Raw genomic sequence first — 20,728 nt, 5'->3', positions numbered from 1 at the left:
CCGAGAAGAGTGAAGAGAACGTGTCAGCAAAGCAATAGCAAACGTAAAACGTTACTTTACTCAAGGAAATGAAATCTGGTCAGCTGAAATGTCGCCACATAGGCCAGATTGTCGCCCAGGGCTGGCGCAGTTCGCGGCACAGGTGCACCGGCATGCCCTGCTCCTCGTTCTCCAGGCCGACGCCGTTGTCCACCCGTGCCCGCTCCGCGCACGAGCCGAACAGCGCCCGCCCGCGCGGCCCGACGTTCACCAGGATCGCGGTGACGCCGCCGGCCGGGGGAGGGCCGTGGTGCCAGAGCTCGTTGTGGCCGGAGTAGACGCGTGGCACCCCGGCCAGGCGCAGCGCGCCGTGCTCGCCGTAGCTGCCCGTCAGGACCACCGCGCGGTCCCGCTCGGCGGGCGGCAGCGAGTCGCGCACCCCGGTGACCGCCGCCGTGAAGGCCGGCCAGCCGACCGACTCCCGAGCCACCTCGTTGATCGCCGGCACCGGCGTCCCGGCCAGCGCGGCCACCGGCACCAGCGGCAGCGCGAGCACTGCCGACCCCGCCGCGCCGACCGCCAGGAACGCGCCCGCGAGCCGGGTACGGGCCGCCGCCACGACGCCGACGCACCCCGCCGCGAACAGCAGCAAGATCAGCCCGCCCGTGTAGTCGAACCGGCCTCCGGTCACCAGCGTCACCACCGCCGCGACCGGGTACGCCACGGCCAGGGCCCGAACCCGCCGATCACGCCACAGCCGGACGAACCCGAACGCCGCGATCACCGGCACGACAGGCCCGAACAACACCAGCTGCATCGGAACGAAGAGCATCCGCATCTCGGCGCCCTCGTCCGCGCTCAGCGCCGCCGCCATCGCCAGCTGCGGCCAGTCGTTGGCCACCTGGTAGACCAGGTTCGGGGCCGCGATCACCGCCGCGAGCAGCGCCCCGGCCCACAACCACGGGCTCGCCAGCGTCCGCCGCGGCCCCACGGCCGCCAGCCCCACCGCGAGCCCCAGCACCAGCAGCGCGATCAGGTGCTTGTTGTACGTGGCCAGCCCCACGACCGCGCCCGCCGCGAGCCACCAGCGCGGCTGATCCCGTGACAGCGCCCTGAGCATGAACAGGATCGCCGCCGCCCACAACGGCAGGTCGAAGCTGACCGTCAGCAGCGTGTGCCCCGAGATCAGCGTGTACGCCCCCGTCGCCGTGCCCGCCGCCGCCATGACCTGCGCCGCCCGGCCCCCGCCCAGCTCCCGCGCGATCAGCGCCACCAGCGCCACCAGCAGCGCGGCCGCCAGCGCCGGGAACACCCTGATCCCCGTGACCGTGTCGCCGAACAGCGCGATCCCCGCACCGGCCAGCATCGGCGTCATCGGCGGCTGGTCGGCGTACCCCCAGGCCGGATGCTCCGACAACACGCGGAAGTACAGCTCGTCACGGTGGTATCCGTAGCCGGGGCTCAGCGCCAGCAGGATCGCGAACAGCAGCACGGCGATCGCGGCGACGGGCCGCCAGGCCCAGGGCGGTCCCATGGACGCCGAGGCTAATTTCTCTCCCGGTCCCTTGTCACTGCCCGGTACCCGGTCTGTTTCAGGATCGTCATGAAGTACGCCGTGATCCGCTCGGCGTCGTCGTCGGAGTCCTGCGCGACGCTGAACACCGCGCCGCGCAGGATCTCCTGTACCGCGTCGAGATCGGCGTCCTGGGGCAGGCGCCCGGCGTCGCGGGCCCGGCGCAGGATCTCGTCCACCGCCGCCGCCCCTTGCCCGCCCTTGAGCGGCCGGTACGTCGCCATCAGCTCCGGATAGTCGTCGACGCTGCCCCACAGGCGGCGCAGCAGCCGGCGGTGCCGCGGCGACACCAGGTAGGCCGCCCAGTCAGCGATCATGTCCTCGACGTCGCGCCAGCCGGTGAAGCCGGGGTTGTACGCGTGGGCGTTCCACTCCAGGGCCCGCACCAGCAGCGCCGTCTTGTCGGCGAACCTGCGGTAGACCGTCGCCCTGGTCACCCCGGCCCGCCGGGCGACCTGCTCGATGCTGAGCTGCTGCGCGCCCAGCTCGATGAGCAGATCGAGCGCGGCGGCGAGGATCGCGGCGTCGGCCTCCTGGCTGCGCGGGCGGCCGGCCGGGCGTGGTGCTCGCGTCGCCCCGGTCATGCCTCCGCCCCCTGCTCGTCGTCGTACCGCCGCCGCGAGTCTATTCGCCTACTCCCAGGTGACAGGAAGGGCGTGGACCCCGTAGATGGGCGTGTCCGTACGCAGCGGCACCTGCTCCGGCTCGACGGCCAGCCGCAGCGACGGGAGCCTGGCCAGCAGCGCGGGGAACGCCGCCCTCATCTCGGCCCGGGCGAGTTGCTGGCCCAGGCACTGGTGCACGCCGTGGCCGAAGCCCACGTGTCCGCCGGCCGGGCGCAGCGGGTCGAACCGGTCGGGATCGGGGAAGCGCGCGGGGTCACGGTTGGCCGACGTGATCGAGAGGGTCACCGTCTCCCCGGCGCGCACCGGCTCGCCGCCCAGCTCGACGTCCTCCAGCGCGGTCCGGACGAGGAAGGGGGTGATCGCGAGGTAGCGCAGCAGCTCCTCCACCAGCTGATCGGTGTGCCCCGGGTCCGCGCGGACCACGGCGAGCTCGTCCGGACGGCACAGCAGCAGGAACGCGCCCAGGGCGATCATGTTGGCGGTGGTGTCCAGCCCGGCGCCGAGCAGCATGAAGCCGATGTTGGCCAGCTCCTCGTCGGTGAGGTCGCTCCTGGTCAGCCCGCTGAGCACGTCGTCGCCCGGCCTGGCCCGCCTGGCCGCCACCAGCTCCCGCATGTGGGCGACCATCGCCGTCACCGCCGCCATCATCTCCTCCTGCGGGCGGTCGCCCCGCGTGAGCGTGACGGCGTGGGCCAGGAACCGGCCCCGTTCGTCCTCCGGCACGCCGAGCAGCTCGCAGATCACGACCGCCGGGATCGGCGCCGCGAACGACTCGACCAGGTCGGCGGGCGGGCCCTGCCGCTCCATGGCGTCCAGGTGTGCGCGGGTGATCTGCTCGATGCGCTCGGTGAGCAGCCGCATCCTGCGCACGGTGAACTCGCCGGTGAGCAGACGGCGGTAGCGGGTGTGCTCGGGCGGATCGGTCGACAGGAACATCCCGGGCGGCGCGGGCCGCCGGGGCCCCGCGGGCCCGAAGGGCATGTGCTGCAGCTCGGCCCGGGCGCTGAAGCGCGGGTCCGCCATCACCGCGCGCACCAGTGCGTAACCGGTCACCAGCCAGCCCTGGTGGCCGTCGGTGTAGCTGAGGCGGGTGATCTCGCGCAGCCCGGCGAGCCCGGCGGGCGGATCGAACGGCGTGGGCCGGTCGCGGGGCAGCCTGAACGCCGCGGTCTCGGCCACCTCGAGGCTTCCTTCCGAAGAGGTCATATTTCAATACAGTACAGCTCTGTATTGAAATACGTCCATGGGGGTGGCGGGTCGCGTTGCGCGATCATGGTGGGGCGGTTAGTGTGGAACGCATGCGAAATCACGCTCAGCTCCAGTGGTGGCGCCGCTCCTAGGCGGCGCGGGTTTCGCATTCTCGACGGACTGGCCGCCCCGGATGGCGGCCTTTCTCGTGTCCGCCCCGGGGCTCGATCATTTGACGTGGTAAGGGGCAGGAAATGGCGACGAGCGGATATACCACCGCCGGGGGCATCGGCGTCGAACGCGAGTCACGCGAGGTCGACGAAGCCGCCCTGGAAGAGATCGTCACGGCTCTCGGCGAGCGGCGCGGCGGCGCCTTCTCCTCGGGCATGGACTACCCGGGCCGCTACAGCCGATGGGCCTTCGGCTACGTCGACCCGTGCCTGGAGCTGGTCGCCAAGGGCCGCACCATCGCGGCGACGGCCCTCAACGAGCGCGGCCGGATCGTGCTGCCCGCCGTCGCCTCCTGCCTCCTGGCCGCGGGCAAGCCGCTCACCGAGCCCACGGCCGACCGCGTCGAGGTGCACGTGCCCGAGTCGGAGGACCTGCTGCCGGAGGAGATGCGCAGCCGCCGGCCTACCGTGTTCACCGCGATCCGCGAGGTCATCGCCGCCTTCAAGGGCGACGACCCCCACCTCGGCCTCTACGGCGCCTTCGGCTACGACCTGGCCTTCCAGTTCGAGCCCATCCGGCAGGAGCTCCTGCGCCCCGGCGACCAGCGCGACCTCGTGCTCCACCTGCCCGACCGGCTGGTGGTGATCGACCGGCAGCGCGAGACCAGCCTCGAGTTCCGCTACGAGTTCACCGTCGACGGCGTCAGCACGCGCGGCCTGGAGCGTACCGGCGAGACCCTGCCCCGGGCGGCCACCGGCGAGCTGCCGAAGAACCCGGAGAGAGGCGAATACGCCAAGGTCGTCGCCGCGGCCAAGGAGAAGTTCAAGCGCGGCGACCTGTTCGAGGTCGTGCCCGGCCAGGTCTTCCACGCCCCCTGCGCCGACCCGTCCGCCTTCTACCGCAGCCTGCGCAGGAGCAACCCGGCCCCGTACGAGTTCATCATCAGCCTCGGCGAAGGCGAGCACCTGGTCGGCGCCTCACCCGAGATGTACGTCCGGGTCAGCGGCGACCGCGTCGAGACCTGCCCCATCTCCGGCACCATCGCCCGCGGCAGCAACCCGGTCGAGGACGCCGAGGCCATCCGCACCCTCCTGTCCAGCGTGAAGGAGGAGTCGGAGCTGACCATGTGCACCGACGTCGACCGCAACGACAAGTCGCGCATCTGCGTCCCCGGCACGGTCAAGGTCATCGGCCGCCGCCAGATCGAGCTCTACTCCCGGCTCATCCACACCGTCGACCACATCGAGGGCCGGCTGCGCCCCGAGTTCGACGCGCTCGACGCCTTCCTCACCCACATGTGGGCCGTCACCGTCACCGGCGCCCCCAAGACGTGGGCCATGCAGTTCATCGAGGACCACGAGGCCACCACCCGCCGCTGGTACGGCGGCGCCATCGGCTTCATCGGCTTCGACGGCTCCATGAACACCGGCCTGACCCTGCGTACCGCGCAGGTCAAGAACGGCGTGGCGACCGTCAGGGCCGGCGCGACGCTGCTGTTCGACTCCGACCCCGAGGCCGAGGAGCGCGAGACCGAGCTCAAGGCCAGCGCCCTGCTCGGTGCCCTCGCGGCGGTCGGCCGGCCCGACTCCGTGCCGGTGGCCGAGCCCCGCGAGCAGCCCGGCCTGGGCCTGAAGGTGCTCCTGGTCGACCACGAGGACTCCTTCGTCAACACCCTGGCCGACTACTTCCGCCAGGAGGGCGCCGACGTCGTGACGCTGCGCCACGGCTTCCCCGTCCACATGCTCGACAAGATCGCGCCCGACCTCGTGGTGCTCTCGCCCGGCCCCGGCTGGCCGACCGACTTCGGCATCTCCGCCCTGCTCGACCAGATCTACGCCCGCGACCTGCCGGTGTTCGGCGTCTGCCTGGGCCTGCAGGCCATGGTCGAGCACGCCGGTGGCACGCTCGAGCTGCTCGACTACCCCGAGCACGGCAAGCGCGGCCGGGTCGCGCGGCTCGGCGACAGCGCGCTGCTCGACGGGCTGCCGCCGGAGTTCACCGCGGCCCGCTACCACTCGCTGCACGCCAAGCGGCCCGGCGTGGTCGGCTTCACCCCGACCGCCCTCACCCCCGACGGCAACGTCATGGCCATCGAGGACGTCCGGCGCCGCCGCTACGCCGTGCAGTTCCACCCGGAGTCGATCCTGACCCAGGAGGGCGGCGCCGGAGCGAAGATCATCGCGAACGTGCTGCGTCTGTCCCGCAGGTAGGTAAAACGCGGGCGGGGGCGTGCGGAGCTCCCCTAGAGTCTCCGCATGCTCCCCGTAGACCTGCCCGGCACGGTGCGTGACGCGCTGCTCGCCCCGCTCGTCGACCACCACTGTCACGGGGTGCGGCGCGACGACCTGAGCCGGGCGCAGTTCGAGCTGCTCATCGGCGACGGCGCCGCCTCTGCGCCGCCCGGCACCACCCGCTTCGACACCCCGTTCGGCGTGGCCGTACGGCGCTGGTGCGCGCCCGTGCTCGACCTCGATCCGCACGCGCCGCCCGCCGTCTACCTCGCCCGCCGGGCCGAGCTCGGCGCCGTTGAGGTCAACCGGCGCCTGCTCGGCGAGGCGGGGGTGGTGGCGTTCCTCATCGACACCGCCGCCGACGACGTCGAGACGCTGACCGCCGCCGAGATGGGCCGCCACGGCGGGGCCGCCGCCGACGAGCTCGTCCGCATCGAACGCATCGAACGCGACGTGGCCGAGACCGCCCAGATCGCCGTCGACTACCTCGACGGCCTCGGCGACGAGCTCACCGCGCGGGCCGCCCGGGCGGTCGGGCTCAAGACCGTCATCGGCGCCCTGCACGGCCTCGACTTCGACCCCGCGAGGCCCACCAGGGGAGCGGTCATCGCGGCCGCCAACCGGCGCCTGGCCGACCCCAAGGAGCCGCTCACCGACCCCGTCCTGCTGCGCCACCTGCTGTGGTGCGCGATCGACGTGGCCAGGGAACGTGGGCTGCCGGTCCAGTTCGACACCGGCTTCGGCGGGCGGGCGCCGGCCGAGCCGCACCGCGCCGACCCCGCCCGGCTGGGCGCGTTCGCCCGGCAGCTGCAACCGCTCGGCGTGCCGATCATCCTGCTGCACTGCTACCCGTACCACCGCCAGGCCGCCTACCTCGCCGGCGCGCTGCCCCACGTGTACGTCGACGTCGGCCTCGCCCTGCCCCACACCGCCGCCGCCTCGGCCCGGGTCATGGACGAGCTGCTGGAGCTGGCGCCGTTCCACAAACAGCTGTTCAGCTCGGGCTGCCGGGGCCTGGCCGAGACCGCCTACCTCGCCGCCCTGTCCTACCGCCGCGCCCTGGCGGCCGCCCTCGGCTCCCGGCTCGCCCAGGGCGAATGGAGCGCCGCGGACGCCGCCCGCGTCGCCCACATGATCGGCTCCGCCAACGCCCGCCGCGTCTACCGCCTGTGACCTGGCCCGCGCCGCCGCCCGCCTGCCCCGGTACGCTGGTGTGTGCGCCGGGCGCCTGAGTCGCGCTCATGGCCGTGACCTGGTTTGCTTGGGCCGTCACACTGCCGATCCGAGCGGGGGCTCCCCAATGCGCACTGTCGAACCCGAGGTCTTCATCGTCGCCCGTCCGGCGCTCGACTACGACGAGCTGGCCCGCTACCTCCGCGAGGTCGGGGGAGAGAGCTGGCTCGAGCGGCTCGACCGCGGTGACCTCGACGCGCAGAACCTCGCCGAGTTCGCCGGCCGGCTCTGCTACCGCTCCTTCGAGCCCGGCCTCAACCCCAACGTGGTCAGGATCAGGGACAACCAGGACGACTACCTGCGTAACATCCTCGCCAGCGCGCACGGCTCGGTGCTGGAGCACATCAGCTTCAGCTTCGTGCTCCACAACGTGAGCCGCGTGCTGACGCACGAACTGGTCCGTCACCGCCCAGGGGTGGCCATTTCGCAGGAGTCGATGCGTTTCGTCCGGCTGGAGGAGCTGCCGTTCTGGTTCCCCGAGTGGGCGCAGGCCGACGACGAGCTGATGAAGCGCGCCTCCGCCGTGCTGGAGCAGCTGGAGCAGTTCCAGCTGTGGATGGCCGAGCACTTCGGGCTTGACGAGGAGGGCGTGAACTTCTCCGAGAAGAAGCACCGCACGTCGTTCATGCGCAGGTTCGCCCCCGAGGGCGTGGCGACCGGGCTCGTGTGGACCGCCAACGTGCGCACGCTGCGGCACACGATCGAGGCCCGCACCGCCGCCGGCGCCGAAGAGGAGATCCGGATGCTCTTCCAGCGCATCGGCGAGCTCATGCGCGTCGAGGCGCCCGCCCTCTTCGGCGACTACGTCGTCGAGGACGGCGCCTGGATCCCGGGCTGGCGCAAGGTCTGACGGTCTCGGCGCGCCGGTCTCGGGCGCCGGTCTCGGGCGCTGGTCGTAGGCGCCGGTCGCAGGCGCTGCTCCTGGGCGCTTCCCCAGGCGCTTTCCTAAGCGAGGGCGGGCAGGACGTAGACCTCGGCGCCCGGGGGAAGGGCGCAGTCGAGGCCGCCGACGCCGCGGGCGTTCTCGCCGCACACGATCATGCTGATGTGGCGGCGGATGCGGCCGTATTCGTCGCGCAGCCGCTCCTCCAGCAGAGGGTGCGTACGGCGGAGCGTGTCGAGGGCCGAGCCCAGGGTGGGCGGGGAGTCGCGGTCGGCGCTCACGGCGAAGACCTTGACCTCGGTGTGCCCGCTCACCCACCGCCGCAGCACGCTCGGCAGCACGAAGACCACCATCGTGACCGGTCCCGTCATCGAACACCTCCGTGGAACCCTGGCCCTCGACAGGCCAGGAAGGAATCGGACACCTGCGGAGCAGCACGGCGAACGCTGACGCCGCCCGAGCCCATCACCGACAGTGCCGCCGAACGCGCGAGCCGCACACCGGCCCACATCGTCGCCGCGGTCAGGCACGCAGGCCCCACCGCGGGCCCAGCCGGGTACCTCGGCCGGCGCGGTCGGACCAGCCGGGAACACCGGCCCTCGGCGTGGCACACCGGCCTCCGCCGTCGGATCCGGACCGGCAGCCGTACGGCAGAGAGCCCGGCCCACGGGCATTCCCCTGCCCCGGAGGAGGAGCCCTGTGGGCAGGGCTGAGGGTGGCGTGGGACGGACTCCCCCGAGGAGCCCGAGGAGGAAGGCAACGGCTAGAGGACCGCCGCGCGGACCGTGAGGACGTCGGGCAGGTGGCGGGCGACCTGGGACCAGGTGTCGCCGTCGTCGCGCGAGCAGTAGACCTCGCCGTCGCGCGTGCCGAAGAACACCCCCGCCTCCGAGGCGGTCATCGCGTCGCGCAGCACCGTCGCGTAGACCGGCTCGTCGGGCAGGCCCTTGGCGAGCGGCTGCCACGTCTCGCCCTCGTCGTCGCTGCGGTGCACGCGGTAGCGGTGGCCCACCGGCGTGCGGTCCATGTCGGCGTGGAGCGGCAGCACGTAGACGGTGCCGGGCCGCGACGGGTGGACGACGATCGGGAAGCCGAAGTCGGACGGCAGGCTCGAGCCGATGTCCTTCCAGGTGCCGCCGAAGTCGTCGCTGCGGTAGACGCCGAAGTGGTGCTGCAGGTAGAGACGGCCGGGCCGGGACGGGTGCAGGCACACCTTGTGCACGCACTGCCCGAACTCGGGGTACTGCTGCCCCTCCGGCATGAACGGGGCCCGGATGTTCTGGTTGGCCGCCTCCCACGACACGCCGCCGTCGAAGGAGCGGTAGAAGCCCGCGGCCGAGACCGCGATGCCGATGGTGCGCGGGTCGGTGGGGTGGGGGACGATCGTGTGCAGGCACAGGCCGCCGCCGCCCGGCTCCCACCGCTCGCGGTGCGGGTGCTCCCACAGGCCCTCGACGAGCTCGTAGGTGACGCCGCCGTCCTCGGAGCGGAACAGGGCGGCCGGCTCGACGCCCGCCCACACCACGTCGGGCTCCGACGGTGAGGGCGTGATCTGCCAGACCCGCGTGAGCGTCGTCTCGGTCTTCTCGGGGAAGGCGATCGGCGGGCGCTCCGCCTCCTGCCAGGTCTGGCCGAGGTCGTCCGAATACATGACCGACGGACCGAAGTGGCCGTATTCGATGCCGGCCAGGAGCCGGGGGGTGGCGCCGCGGGTGTCGATCGCCACCGAGGGCACCGCGACCGTGGAGAACTGGATCGGCTGGATCTCGAAGGGGCCGCCGCCCGTCGAGCGGGCCAGGAACAGGCCCTTTCTGGTGCCGATCGCGAGCACTGCGTCACTCATAGCACGCTCCCATGTTCGGTTGCGGCCATCGTGCCACGCGCCACCGACAGTAACCGAGGACTGGGCGATTCCGCACCGCCCGGAGAACGAGGCGGCATGACCTGTGAGGTAATCGCGGCTCTTCCCCGCGGGCCGATAGCGTGCCCGGCATGAGTGCTGTCGCCGTGGAAGAGGAGTCGTTCGGTGCGTTGCTGCGGTCGTGGCGGCAACGGCGGCGGGTGAGCCAGCTGGACCTGGGCATCGAGGCGGGAGTGTCGGCCCGCCACATCAGTTTCCTGGAGACCGGCCGCGCCCGGCCGAGCCGCGAGATGGTGGTGAAGCTGGCCGAGGAGCTGGAGGTGCCGCTGCGGCACCGCAACAGGTTGCTGGTGGTCGCCGGGTTCGCCCCCGTCTATCCCGAACACGAGGTACGCGAGATGCGCGTCGTCCGCGAGGCGCTCGACAAGATCCTGGCCGGGCACGAGCCCTACCCGGCGCTCGTGGTGGACGCGGCGTGGAACCTGGTGGCGGCCAACGGGGCGGCGGCCATGTTCATGGAGGGCGTGCCGGCCGAGCTGCTGGAGGAGCCGGTCAACGTGATGCGCCTGTCGCTGCACCCGGAGGCGATGGGCGGAAGGCTGCTCAACCTGGCCGAGGTGCGCGCCCACCTGCTGCACCAGCTGCGCCGCCAGGCCGAGGTGTCGGGCGACGGGCGGCTGGCCGAGCTGCACGACGAGCTGGCCTCGTACACCTACCCCGGGGTGGACCTGAACGTGGCGCACGTGCCCGGCCCCGGCGACATCCTGGTGCCGCTGCGGATCGCGGCCGGCGACCGGGTGCTGTCCATGTTCACGACGATCGCGACGTTCGGCGCTCCGGTGGACGTGACGGTCTCCGAGCTGGCGATCGAGACCTTCTGGCCGAACGACGAGGAGACCGCCCAGGCGTTCCGCAGGAACTAGCGGCGACCCCCTCGTGCGAAGGCGGGCTACACGGCGCGCTCGTCAGGGACGACGTCGCGGTGGATGCGCGACAGCGGCACGCCGTCCGACTGCAGCCGGCGTACGGTCTCGTTGACCATGGAGGTCGGGCCGCACACGTACACGTCGTGTTCGGCCCACGAGTGGAAGCGCTGGGTCACCTCCGGCAGATGGCCGCGCATGCCGTCGTAGGAGGGCTCGTCCGACACCACCGGCAGCACCCGCAGCCAGGGGAACGACGACTCCATCCTGATCAGGTCGGGCAGGTCGTACAGCTCGTCGGCGGTGCGGGCGCCGTACAGCAGGTGGATGTTGGGCCGGCGGCCGGAGTCGATGATCCCCTCGATGATCGCCTTCAGCGGGGCCAGCCCGGTGCCGCCGGCCACGCACAGAACGTCGCGCTCGCTGTTCTCGCGCGGCGCCATCGTGCCCATCGGCGGCCCGAGCATGACCGTGTCGCCGATGCGGGTGTGCCGGGCCAGCGCCGTGGAGACCCAGCCCCCCGGTACGGCGCGTACGTGCAGCCTGATCGTGTTGTCCGGGCGCGGCGCGTTCGCGATGGAGAACGTCCGCCAGACCCGGGGCCAGCGCGCGGTCTGCACGTTGACGTACTGCCCCGGCGTGTACGGCAGCTGCTGCGTCGGCCGCAGCGTGAGGACGGCGATGTCGCGGTGGCGCGGCTCGTGGTCGACGACCTCGGCCAGCCACCAGGCGGGGGAGACCCCGGCGTCCTGCTCGGCCGAGCGGATCATGGCGTCGGCCGCCGCCGCGAACGCCGACACCCAGGCGGCCTCGATCTCGTCCGTCCACACGTCGGCGGCGAAGCGGCGGATCGTGGCGAGCAGCGCGTTGCCGACGGCCGTGTAGTGGTCGGCGACCACGCCGTACTTGCGGTGGTCCCGGCCGAGCTGCCCGAGATAGGCCGCCATGCCGTCCGGACTGTCCACGCTCCACACGATGCGCGTCAGCGCGCTGAACAACCGGTCGCGCTGGATGTCCATCGCCGGCGGGAACATGCCACGCAGATGCGGACTCTCAGCGAACAACCGGCCGTAGAAGTAGGCCGTGGCCTTGGCGGCCTGCGGCTCGACGACGGAGAAACTCTCCTTTACCAGGCGCGGATTCAACGACATATTTCCAATCCCACCCCTTGACCGGAAACGCGTTCCGGTCTTGTCGTTCCACCTCCCTGACGGCTCCGGGTCGTGAGCGCCGGGCCCCACCCCGGCATATGCCCTGCGCTCGAAAGTGAGTGTTACACCACTGATGGCGTGTCACAACCGTTTCACCCCAATAAGGTGCGAAGCCGAACTATCCGTAGTGGTGCTGTGATTATCCGCAGCCGCCCTTCGGTCATTTATCGCCGGAAAATGTGAATGACCATCGCATTGGTCGAAACATGGGCCGACAAGCGGAAATGTCGCGTGAAAGCGGTTTCCATCACTCGCTTGCCCGGCGATTGATCCTGCATCCCCGGCGGGTCGCCTGGGGCGCGACTCTTCGCCCTCGCCGCGCACGGACGCCTCCTGGTGGCTCGCCGGCGCCCTCGGCCGCCCCACGGGGCGCCTCGGTCCGCACTCGCCTGATCGCCGGCACCGCCGCCCGCCTTCCCCGAGCGGGATCTTCGCGCTCAGGGGGAGAAAGGGACGAAAGCCGGAAGTAGTGCCCTGCGGGAGCCAAGGGATCTTTGGGAGGGGTGACCATCGGGAAAGAGAGTGCGCCATGATGGGGCGTGTGCCCGCCGCCCCGGTCCGGCCGGTGACGGCGCGAACTCCACCATGCCCCCTGGAGACCGCATGTCCCGACCCCTGATCGGAATCACCGCCTACTTCGAAGCCGCCCGCTGGGGAGACTGGGTCCGCGAGGCCGTGCTCTCTCCGCCCTCCTACGCCAAGGCGGTCTCGCGTGCCGGGGGCGCGCCCGTGGTCCTGCCACCGCTCGGCTCGCACGCCGTCGACGACTACGTACGCGGCCTGCGGGGCGTCGTCCTGGCCGGCGGCGTCGAGGTCGGGGCCGACACCTACAACGGCGAGCCCGACGAGCGGGTGCCCGAGCCCCAGGCCCACCGCGACCGGTTCGAGCTGGCCCTGGCCAGGGCCGCCGTCCGCGCCGACGTGCCGATCCTGGCCATCGCCCGCGGCATGCACGTCCTCAACGTCGCCCAGGGCGGCACGCTCATCCCGTGGCTGCCCGAGGTGCTCGGCGACGACCGCCACGCCGAGCCCGGCGGCGGCCACACCATCCAGGTCAGCGTCTCCAGCAAGCTCGGCAAGGCCGTCGGCGACAAGGTCGAGGTCGCCACGCCGCACCACCAGTCCGTACGCCGCCTCGGCAGCGGCCTGCTGGCCGTGGCCTGGGCCGACGACCAGATCGTCGAGGGCGTCGAGCTGCAGGGCCACCGCTTCGGCGTGGGCGTCCAGTGGCACCCCGAGCGCGGTGACGACAATCGGCTCTTCGATGCGTTCGTCGAGGCGGCCCGATAGGCTTCGATCATGCCGCTGCACCCCCAGGCGCGCGATCACCTCGCCCGGTATCCGTCGGATCTCAACGCCGACCTGGCCACGCTCGACCTGGCCGCCATCCGGGAGATGCGCGCGCGCGACGCCCTGGCGCTCCACCGTGGCCCGCTGACCAAGCTGCCGCTCGTCCGCGACGAGCTGGCCGAGGGCGTCCCGGTCCGCATCTACCGCGCCGACCCCGGCGACGGGCCGCTGCCCGTCGTGGTCTACTTCCACGGCGGCGGCTGGGTCTTCGGCAGCGTCCAGCGCAACGACGCCGCCGGGCGCGACCTAGCCATCCGCACCGGAGCGGTCGTCGTGTCGGTCGACTACCGCCTGGCCCCCGAAGACCCGTTCCCGGCCGCCGCCGACGACGCCTGGACGGTCGTGCGCGACATCTTCGCCCGGCCCGCCTTCTACCAGAGCAACGGCAGCGTGGCCGTGATCGGCGACAGCGCCGGCGGAAACCTGGCCGCCGTGGCCGCCTGGCAGGCCCGCGACGCCGGGCTGCGCCTGGCCCACCAGGTGCTCGTCTACCCGGTGCTCGACGTGGCGATGGACACGCCGAGCTACGCCGAGTTCGCCAAGGGCTACGGCCTCGACGCCGAGGAGATGGCCTGGTTCGCCCGCCAGTACGCCCCCGGCGCCGACCCGGCCGACCCGCGCCTGTCGCCGCTGCGCCTGCCCGACGCGTCCGGCCTGGCCCCGGCCACCGTCGTGACGGCGGAATACGACGTGCTGCGCGACGAGGGCGAGCGCTACGCCCACCGGCTGGCCGAGGAGGGGGTGCCTGCCGAGCTGCGCAGGTTCGACGGCGCGGTGCACAGTTTCTTCGTCCTGCCCGGCCTGTTCGACCAGGCGACCGAGGCCCGCGACTACGTCGCCCGCCGGCTGCGGGAGGCCTGGTGACGGGCCCGTACGCCAAGCTCAGGACCGACACCCCGGCCGAGGGCGTGCTGCGGGTGACGATCAGCGAGCCGGGCCGGCTCAACGCCGTCGACGCCACCGCCCACCGCGAGCTGAGCGAGGTCTGGCGCGACGCCGACCGCGACGACTCCGTCCGGGCGATCCTCGTCACGGGGGAGGGGCGGGCGTTCTCGGCCGGCGGCGACCTGTCGATGATCGAGGAGATGACCCGCGACCACGCCACCCGGCTGCGCGTGTTCGCCGAGGCGCGCGACCTCGTCTACAACGTGCTCAACTGCTCCAAGCCGATCGTCTCCGCCATCCAGGGCCCGGCCGTCGGCGCGGGCCTGGCCGTCGCGCTGCTCGCCGACATCTCCGTCGCCGGGCGCACCGCCCGCATCATCGACGGCCACACCCGCCTCGGGGTGGCGGCGGGCGACCACGCCGCGATCGTCTGGCCGCTGCTGTGCGGCCTGGCCAAGGCGAAATACCACCTGCTGCTGTGCGAGCCCGTCACGGGCGAGGAGGCCGAGCGCATGGGGCTGGTCAGCCTGTGCGTCGACGACGACGAGGTGCCCGCCAAGGCGATGGAGATCGCCGTCAGGCTGGCCGCGGGCGCGCAGGAGGCCATCCGGCTGACGAAATACTCGCTGAACAACTGGCTGCGCCTGGCCGGCCCGTCGTTCGACGCCTCCCTGGCGATGGAGTTCCTCGGCTTCACCGGCCCTGACGTGGCCGAAGGCGTGCGCGCGCTGCGCGAGAAGCGGCCGCCGTCGTTCGGCTGAGCGGCGCGTGTGCTTCCCCCGCACCCGGGTAGGCGAGCCCTCATGACGGTGGATCCGCTGAGACGGCCGAGGAGGAGGTCAGCCACCCGAACGCCCGGGGGCACGAGAGGGCTCATGAGCCCGCCGCGACACCCGGGACAACACCCGCCAGGGAGTTGAGCAGGGAGCTTCCCGGCGATGGTACGGCCACCCGATCCAGGCGCCGATCGGGCGGCCGGACCCCCATCCGGTGCGGTCAGCGGGGACGACGTGCGGTGAAGACGAAGGCCGGGGGAGTGTTGCGCCAGACCGTACGCCCGTGCACGACCTCCTCGAACCGCTCGGCCAGCAGCGCGCGGAAACGCCGCGCCGAGCTGAGCGGGATGGCGTGGATGTAGGAGAACGTCGTGAACGCCGCCCCCGGCGTCATGGACGTCGTCACCGCCGTCAGCAGATCCCGCTGCAACCCGTCGGGGAACGCCGCCCAAGGCAGCCCGCTCACCACCACGTCGGCCGAGCGCAGCCCGCGCTCACCGAGCAACTGGCTCAGTTTCGCCGCGTCAGCGTGCGCGACGTCAACGGCGGGAAAACGCTCGGACAGCAGGCGCGCCATCTTGTCGTTGAGCTCAACGGCCAGGTGGTGGCCCCGCCCGCCCAGCCGCCGCTGGATCTCGGAGGTGAACGAGCCCGTGCCGGGCCCGAGCTCGACCACGACGGGCTCGCCGCGTTCGGGGATCGGCGCGCAGACGGCCGCGGCCAGGCGGCGGGAGCTGGGAGCGACCGCGCCGATGGTGCCGGGGGAGCGCAGGAACTGTCCGAGGAAAACTGCGGTGTCGTTCGACATGACCCGAACGTAGAGCAAGATCGGGGTAGATCGCTCCACCCTCCGGGCGGATGTCCGGCCACTTGGAGGAGGCGGGGTCCTCCGCGCGGGGGATCAGCCGGTCACGCCCGGCGGATACCTTGTGTCCATGCGTTGGCGTGGTGTGCCGCTGGACGTCCTGCTCGCGGCCTCGGGAATGAGCCTCGACCTGCTGACCACGGCGAACGCGGGCGACACCTCATTCCTGCCCGCCGAGGCGAACATCCCGATGGCGCTGCTGGTCGGCCTGCCCATGGGTCTCGTACGCCGCTGGCCGGTCCCGGTCACCCTCTACCTCGCCGCCTTTCTCGCCCTCACCGACCAGATCGGCTCGTTCACCTCCAACACCGCGCAGATCCTCGTGTGCGTGGCGCTCGGCGTGGCCGGATTCCGCTCGAAGGCGCGGGCCACCGCGCTCGCCGTCGTCGCCACGATCGTCGCGACCGCGCTCAACGTCGCCGACCCCGGCGCCGCGCCCACCGGCAACATGTGGGTGTACTCCGTGCTGCTGCCCGTCTTCCCCGCCGTGCTGGGCGCGTACCTGCGCAGCTCCGCCGAACGCCTCGACGAGCGCGATGTCACCCCCGACGCGCTGCTGGCGGCCGGCGGCGTGGCCATCACCGTGCTCAGCACGTGGACCACCTGGCACTCCGGCAGCCTGCCCGTCTGGGTGGTCGGCCTGCTCGCCGTCGTCGGCGGCCTGTCGCTGGGCATCGCCCGCCGGTTGCCCGGCCTGGTCTTCCTGCTGCAGGGCGTGCTGCTGGTCTGCGCCGACACCTATCTGGACGACGCCGTCAACACGTGCGTGATCCTGACGCTCATCGCGATCGGCGTGTTCGCCATGCGGGTGCAGTCGTGGCCGTGGACGGTCGCGGCGTACCTGACCGGCTGCCTGCTGAGCGCCATCGCCGTGGTCGGCGACGACACCCAGATCACCGCCTTCCGCGTCGGCGTGCTGATGTCGCTGGTCGCCACGCCCATCGCGATCGGCCGCTACCTCGGCGTGCGCAGGGCCGCGGTGGCCGCGGAGCGGCTGCGCGCCGAGGAGGCCGCGCGCGCCGCCGTCGCCCAGGTGCGGGCCGACCAGCTCGCCGAACGCGAACGCATCGCCCGCGACGTGCACGACATCGTCGCCCACCACGTCGGCGCGATGGTGCTGCGCGCCGGCGCCGCCCGCTACACCGCCCCCGACGGCCCCGTCGCCGACGCGCTCAACGACATCCGCGAGACCGGCCACCAGGTCCTGCAGGACCTGCGTGACCTGCTCGACCTGCTGCGCGACCCCGATCGTCAGCCCGACCTGCCGGCCAACCCCGCCGACGTCGTACGCGAGTCCGCCGAGCGCATGGCCTCCGCCGGCCTCGTCGTGGACCTCGACCTCGACCCGGCCGCCGACCAGGCCCCGCTCATCGCCCGCGCCTCCGCGGCCCGCATCGTCCAGGAAGGACTCACGAACGTGCTCAAACACGCAGGCCCCGGCACCCGGGTCCGCGTCTCCGTCGTCCCCACGCAGGAGGGGCTGGAGGTCGAGATCCGCAACGGCCGCCCGCCCACGGCCGTCGAACGGCTGCCCTCCTCCGGGCGCGGTCTGGCCGGGATGCGGGAGCGGGTGCGCGCCCTCGGCGGCACCCTCAGCGCCGGCCCCGACGGCGAGGGCGGCTGGCTGCTGGCCGCCCACCTGCCCAGCCGCCTGCCCTCGGGGAGCGCCGCGTGATCCGGGTGCTCGTGGCCGACGACCAGGCGCTCGTCCGCGCGGGCGTGCGCATGCTGCTGCAGGCCACCGGCGACATGGAGGTCGTGGCCGAGGCCGAGGACGGCGCCGAGGCCGTGCGCCTGGCCGAGCGCCACCTGCCCGACGTGATCCTCATGGACCTGCGCATGCCGCGGGTCGACGGCCTGGAGGCGATCAGGCGGGTGCTCGCCGCCCGGCCCGGCGTCAGGATCGTGGTGCTGACCACGTTCGCCGAGGACGGCAACGTCTACGCCGCGCTGCGCGCCGGCGCCGTGGGCTTCCTGGTCAAGGACGACGACCCCGAGCGCATGGTCGACGCCGTCCGCAGGGCCGCGGCCGGCGAGCAGTTGCTCGCCCCGTCGGTGCTGCGCCGCGTCGTGGAGCGCTTCCTCGACGCGGAGGAGCAGGCCGCCGCCCCGTCGGCGCCCCCGGGGCTGACCGAGCGCGAGCTGGAGGTGCTCGCCCTGGTCGGCACGGGCCTGTCCAACGCGGAGATCGCCGAGGAGCTGCACGTCGGCGTCACCACGGTCAAGACCCACATCGCCGCGGCCATGGAGAAGCTGGGCCTGCGCAACCGCATCCAGGCCGCCGTCGTCGCCCACCGCACCGGCCTCGTCGACGCCTCCTTCCGCCCCGTACGCCCCAGACGCGGCGGCTGATCGGGGCGGGTCCGCCCGGAGGTGTAGCGGCGGGTCATCCCCCAGGCTGACGACCGGCCGGGGTCCGCGCGGCGACCATGTGGTCCTTGACAGTCCCCGAAAGGATCATCATGCGAGAAACCGCCGCCGCCCCCCGCACCGAGCCGGGCGGCCAGGTCTCCTCCGGGCTGCTCTACGGCCTGCGCGTCGCCGTCACCGCCCACGCGGCTGCGCTGCTGGTGGCCGCCTCGTTCGCCGGCCAGTCGGTGGAGTCCGACTCGATGCTCGAGAGCCACCTCATGGCCGGCATGGTCGTGCATCTGCTGGCCCTCGTCCAGACCGTGCTGGCGGTGCTCGTCTGGCGTCCCGGACGCGGGGCGGGCTGGCCGGCGCTGGCCAGCGTCGCGCTGTTCCTCATCGGCGGCGCCCAGCACGTCACCTGGATGTGGCTCGGCGCGCACGTGCCCAACGGGGTGGCGCTGTTCGGTCTCATCACCGCGGTGCTGATCTGGGCGTGGTCACCGGCGGCCGCCCGCCGCCGCTAAGGTCGGAGGCGTGTATGTGAAGATCTGCGGCCTGAGCGAGCCGGAACACGTCGCCGCCGCCGTCGAGGCCGGAGCCGACGCCGTCGGGGTCGTCATGACCCGCAGCCCGCGCCGCGTCACGCCCGAGCGGGCCGCCGAGCTGGCCGCCCTCGTGCCCGCACACGTCCTCACCGTCGGCGTGTTCCGCGGGGAGGACCCCGCGGCCGTGCGCGCGGCGGCGCTGGCCTCCGGGGTGCGAGGCGTCCAGTTGCACGGCCGCCACCCCCACGGCGACTTCACCGCGCTCAAGGACCTCGGCGTCCGCCTCGTGCGGGCCGTGGACGCCCAGGCCGACCTGGGCTGCGGGGCCTACGACGAAGACCTGCTCATCGTCGACGCCCCCCACGCCGGCTCCGGTCAGCCGTGGGACTGGTCCGCCGTGCGCGGCCGCCCCTCGGGGCAGTGGATGCTGGCGGGCGGCCTCGACCCGGCCAACGTGGCCGAGGCCATCGCCGCCGCCGATCCCTGGGGCGTCGACGTCTCCAGCGGGGTGGAGACGTCCCCGGGAGTGAAGGACTCCACCCTGATCAAGGCGTTCCTGAGGGCCGTACGCGCAGCCGCCCCGCGTGGATGAGCCCGCCCGGGCCGTCGGCCTCGCCCGCGCCGTCGGCTTCCTGCACGACTTCGCCCGTCGCAAGGCCCCTCGCGTGGTGCCGGCGCCCGGCGGTTTCGCGGTGCTCGACGACCGCTTCCCCGGCTCGTACGACGACAACAAGCTCATGGTGCGGACAGCGGCCGACGACACCGAGCTCAGGGGCCGGACGGCGGGCGACGATGCGGCCGGGCGGTTGCTCGCCGCAGCCGATGAGGTGCCGGCCGAGCGCGCGCACCGGCTGGTGTGCGTTCACGAAGACCGCCGTGGCACGGCGCTCGCTCCCGCCTTCGCCGCCGCCGGCTACGCACACGAGACGAACCTGGTCATGGCCTTCCGCGGCGACGCCCCCCAGGATCCGCCGCGAGCCGAGCGGCTCGGCCTCGACGAGCTGGTGCCGGTGCTGCGCCGGGACTGGCGCCGTACGCTGCCGCAGGCCCCCGCCGACGTGATCGACGAGCTGGCCCGGCGGGCCGAGGCACGGCTGCGGGGCGCCGGCACGGTCGGCTTCCACGCGATCCGCACCGCCGAGGGTGAGATCGCCGCCCGCGCCGACCTGTACGTCCACAGCGGCGTCGCCCAGATCGAGAACCTCTTCACCACCGAGCGGCACCGCAGCAGGGGATACGCGCGGGCCCTGATGGCGGCCATGCTCGCGGCGGCCGCCGGAGCCGAACTGATCTTCCTGGTGGCCGATTCCGCCGGCTGGCCCCGCCGCTTCTACGCCCGTCTCGGTTTCGAGGAGAAAGGCCGCACGCACGACTTCCTCCGCACCTGACCCACCCCGGTCAGAAAACCGGACACCACCTGCGGAAACGGATGGAACAGATGTGCCCATCCGAGACCGCTGAGACCGAGTTCCACGCAGTAGGGTCTGCTGCGTGAGTGAAACTTCCGCCGAGGACCGTATCTGGACGGTCCCCAACCTGCTGAGCTTCCTGCGCCTGCTTGGTGTGCCCGTGTTCCTCTGGCTCGTGCTCGGGCCCAGGGAGGACGGCTGGGCCATCGGCGTGCTCGCGGTGGCGGGTTTCACCGACTGGCTCGACGGGAAGATCGCCCGCGCGTTCAACCAGACCAGCCGCCTGGGCCGGCTCATCGACCCGGCCGCCGACAAGCTCTACGTCTTCTCCACGATCTTCGCGCTGCTGGTGCGCGAGATCATCCCCTGGTGGCTCGTCGCCGCCATCCTCCTGCGCGAGGCCTTCGTCGGATGTTCCATCCTCGTACTCCGCAAATACGGATATAGGGCACTTCAGGTGCATTTTTTGGGCAAGGCGGCCATGTTCAACCTCATGTACGCCTTCCCGCTCCTCTTCCTTGGCTCCCATGCTGGGTGGTATGCCGATATAGCCCAGATCGTCGGGTGGGCATTCGCGCTCTGGGGAACGGGCCTGTACTGGTGGGCGGGGGTGCTGTATGTGGTACAGGTGCGACAACTCGTAACCGCGGCCAAGAAGGAGTGATCG

The 20,728-nt window shown here is 72.4% G+C and carries 20 protein-coding genes; 13 read left to right on the top strand and 7 right to left on the bottom strand.

Translation table 11 applies throughout. From position 1 onward, the window contains the following. Positions 1-79: 79 nt before the first annotated feature. Genes ACIBP6_RS13530 through ACIBP6_RS13520 form a run of 3 tightly spaced genes read right to left on the bottom strand, consistent with a single transcriptional unit; the run spans position 80 to position 3,384 of the window. Complete coding sequence (locus ACIBP6_RS13530) at positions 80-1,513, bottom strand: glycosyltransferase family 39 protein (protein ID WP_397051893.1); 1,434 nt, start codon at positions 1,511-1,513, stop codon at positions 80-82. A gap of 11 nt (positions 1,514-1,524) precedes the next feature. Next, positions 1,525-2,136, bottom strand: coding sequence for a TetR/AcrR family transcriptional regulator (locus tag ACIBP6_RS13525; RefSeq protein ID WP_397051891.1), 612 nt, complete (start codon positions 2,134-2,136; stop codon positions 1,525-1,527). 48 nt (positions 2,137-2,184) lie between these two features. Beyond that, positions 2,185-3,384, bottom strand: coding sequence for a cytochrome P450 (locus tag ACIBP6_RS13520; protein WP_397051889.1), 1,200 nt, complete (start codon positions 3,382-3,384; stop codon positions 2,185-2,187). A 236-nt stretch (positions 3,385-3,620) separates the two neighbouring features. Between ACIBP6_RS13520 and ACIBP6_RS13515 the strand changes: the two genes are divergently transcribed. The 3 genes from ACIBP6_RS13515 (at position 3,621) to thyX (ending at position 7,851) form a co-directional block, all read left to right on the top strand. Then, positions 3,621-5,747, top strand: coding sequence for an anthranilate synthase component I (locus tag ACIBP6_RS13515; RefSeq protein WP_397051887.1), 2,127 nt, complete (start codon positions 3,621-3,623; stop codon positions 5,745-5,747). A gap of 45 nt (positions 5,748-5,792) precedes the next feature. Beyond that, entirely contained in the window at positions 5,793-6,941 is a 1,149-nt protein-coding gene (locus ACIBP6_RS13510) for an amidohydrolase family protein (RefSeq protein ID WP_397051885.1), read from the top strand. Positions 6,942-7,068: 127 nt separating this feature from the next. Next, positions 7,069-7,851, top strand: coding sequence for an FAD-dependent thymidylate synthase (thyX, locus tag ACIBP6_RS13505; protein ID WP_132608913.1), 783 nt, complete (start codon positions 7,069-7,071; stop codon positions 7,849-7,851). A gap of 95 nt (positions 7,852-7,946) precedes the next feature. Here thyX and ACIBP6_RS13500 read toward each other — a convergent pair whose 3' ends face one another. Together ACIBP6_RS13500 and ACIBP6_RS13495 are read right to left on the bottom strand one after the other, a co-directional pair. After that, on the bottom strand, positions 7,947-8,255 hold the full coding sequence (locus tag ACIBP6_RS13500; RefSeq protein WP_397051883.1) for a hypothetical protein: 309 nt from the start codon (positions 8,253-8,255) through the stop codon (positions 7,947-7,949). A 392-nt stretch (positions 8,256-8,647) separates the two neighbouring features. Further along, positions 8,648-9,727: a WD40/YVTN/BNR-like repeat-containing protein gene (locus tag ACIBP6_RS13495; protein WP_397051881.1), complete on the bottom strand. Its 1,080-nt coding sequence runs from the start codon at positions 9,725-9,727 to the stop codon at positions 8,648-8,650. A 149-nt stretch (positions 9,728-9,876) separates the two neighbouring features. On the opposite strand from ACIBP6_RS13495, the gene ACIBP6_RS13490 reads away from it, so the two are divergent. Beyond that, the gene (locus ACIBP6_RS13490; RefSeq protein WP_397051879.1) at positions 9,877-10,668 is read left to right on the top strand and encodes a helix-turn-helix domain-containing protein; all 792 of its coding nucleotides are present in this window, start codon (positions 9,877-9,879) and stop codon (positions 10,666-10,668) included. A gap of 26 nt (positions 10,669-10,694) precedes the next feature. Here the strand turns inward: ACIBP6_RS13490 and ACIBP6_RS13485 are convergent, their stop codons facing one another. After that, on the bottom strand, positions 10,695-11,819 hold the full coding sequence (locus ACIBP6_RS13485; protein WP_397051877.1) for a globin domain-containing protein: 1,125 nt from the start codon (positions 11,817-11,819) through the stop codon (positions 10,695-10,697). Positions 11,820-12,482: 663 nt separating this feature from the next. Between ACIBP6_RS13485 and ACIBP6_RS13480 the strand changes: the two genes are divergently transcribed. The 3 genes from ACIBP6_RS13480 to ACIBP6_RS13470 are packed head-to-tail and all read left to right on the top strand — an operon-like array spanning position 12,483 to position 14,875. Next, positions 12,483-13,169, top strand: a complete 687-nt coding sequence (locus ACIBP6_RS13480) for a gamma-glutamyl-gamma-aminobutyrate hydrolase family protein (RefSeq protein WP_397051875.1) — start codon at positions 12,483-12,485, stop codon at positions 13,167-13,169. Between the two features lie 9 nt (positions 13,170-13,178). Further along, complete coding sequence (locus tag ACIBP6_RS13475; protein WP_397051873.1) at positions 13,179-14,093, top strand: alpha/beta hydrolase; 915 nt, start codon at positions 13,179-13,181, stop codon at positions 14,091-14,093. After that, the gene (locus ACIBP6_RS13470; RefSeq protein ID WP_397051872.1) at positions 14,090-14,875 is read left to right on the top strand and encodes an enoyl-CoA hydratase/isomerase family protein; all 786 of its coding nucleotides are present in this window, start codon (positions 14,090-14,092) and stop codon (positions 14,873-14,875) included. The genes ACIBP6_RS13475 and ACIBP6_RS13470 overlap by 4 nt, the downstream gene beginning before the upstream one ends. Before the next feature lie 235 nt (positions 14,876-15,110). Here the strand turns inward: ACIBP6_RS13470 and ACIBP6_RS13465 are convergent, their stop codons facing one another. Then, the gene (locus ACIBP6_RS13465; protein WP_132608919.1) at positions 15,111-15,698 is read right to left on the bottom strand and encodes a class I SAM-dependent methyltransferase; all 588 of its coding nucleotides are present in this window, start codon (positions 15,696-15,698) and stop codon (positions 15,111-15,113) included. 127 nt (positions 15,699-15,825) lie between these two features. Between ACIBP6_RS13465 and ACIBP6_RS13460 the strand changes: the two genes are divergently transcribed. From ACIBP6_RS13460 to ACIBP6_RS13435, 6 genes are all read left to right on the top strand, one after another. Further along, entirely contained in the window at positions 15,826-17,430 is a 1,605-nt protein-coding gene (locus tag ACIBP6_RS13460; protein WP_397051871.1) for a sensor histidine kinase, read from the top strand. Next, entirely contained in the window at positions 17,427-18,107 is a 681-nt protein-coding gene (locus ACIBP6_RS13455; RefSeq protein WP_132608920.1) for a response regulator, read from the top strand. Before ACIBP6_RS13460 ends, ACIBP6_RS13455 begins: the two co-directional genes overlap by 4 nt. 110 nt (positions 18,108-18,217) lie before the next feature. Next, on the top strand, positions 18,218-18,631 hold the full coding sequence (locus ACIBP6_RS13450) for a hypothetical protein (protein ID WP_397051869.1): 414 nt from the start codon (positions 18,218-18,220) through the stop codon (positions 18,629-18,631). Between the two features lie 10 nt (positions 18,632-18,641). Next, positions 18,642-19,244: a phosphoribosylanthranilate isomerase gene (locus ACIBP6_RS13445; protein WP_397051867.1), complete on the top strand. Its 603-nt coding sequence runs from the start codon at positions 18,642-18,644 to the stop codon at positions 19,242-19,244. Then, positions 19,237-20,040 carry a GNAT family N-acetyltransferase gene (locus ACIBP6_RS13440; RefSeq protein ID WP_397051865.1) on the top strand — a complete coding sequence of 268 codons (804 nt, stop codon included), beginning with the start codon at positions 19,237-19,239 and terminating at the stop codon, positions 20,038-20,040. The genes ACIBP6_RS13445 and ACIBP6_RS13440 overlap by 8 nt, the downstream gene beginning before the upstream one ends. A 103-nt stretch (positions 20,041-20,143) precedes the next feature. Further along, a complete protein-coding gene (locus tag ACIBP6_RS13435; protein ID WP_397051863.1) occupies positions 20,144-20,725 on the top strand; it encodes a CDP-alcohol phosphatidyltransferase family protein in 582 nt (193 codons plus the stop codon). Positions 20,726-20,728 lie beyond the last annotated feature (3 nt).

Origin of the sequence: Nonomuraea terrae (genome assembly GCF_044465245.1) — a bacterium.
In the GTDB taxonomy this organism is placed as follows: Bacteria; Actinomycetota; Actinomycetes; order Streptosporangiales; family Streptosporangiaceae; genus Nonomuraea; species Nonomuraea terrae.
This window is presented reverse-complemented; position numbering and strand designations above follow the sequence as displayed.

Bases quoted from the DNA above. Each gene is read 5' to 3' on its own strand.
- ACIBP6_RS13520 (WP_397051889.1), bottom strand. From the start codon at position 3,384: ATGACCTCTTCGGAAGGAAGCCTCGAGGTGGCCGAGACCGCGGCGTTC.
- ACIBP6_RS13515 (WP_397051887.1), top strand. From the start codon at position 3,621: ATGGCGACGAGCGGATATACCACCGCCGGGGGCATCGGCGTCGAACGC.
- ACIBP6_RS13480 (WP_397051875.1), top strand. From the start codon at position 12,483: ATGTCCCGACCCCTGATCGGAATCACCGCCTACTTCGAAGCCGCCCGC.
- ACIBP6_RS13465 (WP_132608919.1), bottom strand. From the start codon at position 15,698: ATGTCGAACGACACCGCAGTTTTCCTCGGACAGTTCCTGCGCTCCCCC.
- ACIBP6_RS13525 (WP_397051891.1), bottom strand. From the start codon at position 2,136: ATGACCGGGGCGACGCGAGCACCACGCCCGGCCGGCCGCCCGCGCAGC.
- ACIBP6_RS13530 (WP_397051893.1), bottom strand. From the start codon at position 1,513: ATGGGACCGCCCTGGGCCTGGCGGCCCGTCGCCGCGATCGCCGTGCTG.
- ACIBP6_RS13485 (WP_397051877.1), bottom strand. From the start codon at position 11,819: ATGTCGTTGAATCCGCGCCTGGTAAAGGAGAGTTTCTCCGTCGTCGAG.
- ACIBP6_RS13510 (WP_397051885.1), top strand. From the start codon at position 5,793: ATGCTCCCCGTAGACCTGCCCGGCACGGTGCGTGACGCGCTGCTCGCC.
- ACIBP6_RS13460 (WP_397051871.1), top strand. From the start codon at position 15,826: ATGCGTTGGCGTGGTGTGCCGCTGGACGTCCTGCTCGCGGCCTCGGGA.
- ACIBP6_RS13495 (WP_397051881.1), bottom strand. From the start codon at position 9,727: ATGAGTGACGCAGTGCTCGCGATCGGCACCAGAAAGGGCCTGTTCCTG.
- ACIBP6_RS13475 (WP_397051873.1), top strand. From the start codon at position 13,179: ATGCCGCTGCACCCCCAGGCGCGCGATCACCTCGCCCGGTATCCGTCG.
- ACIBP6_RS13490 (WP_397051879.1), top strand. From the start codon at position 9,877: ATGAGTGCTGTCGCCGTGGAAGAGGAGTCGTTCGGTGCGTTGCTGCGG.
- thyX (WP_132608913.1), top strand. From the start codon at position 7,069: ATGCGCACTGTCGAACCCGAGGTCTTCATCGTCGCCCGTCCGGCGCTC.
- ACIBP6_RS13500 (WP_397051883.1), bottom strand. From the start codon at position 8,255: ATGACGGGACCGGTCACGATGGTGGTCTTCGTGCTGCCGAGCGTGCTG.
- ACIBP6_RS13450 (WP_397051869.1), top strand. From the start codon at position 18,218: ATGCGAGAAACCGCCGCCGCCCCCCGCACCGAGCCGGGCGGCCAGGTC.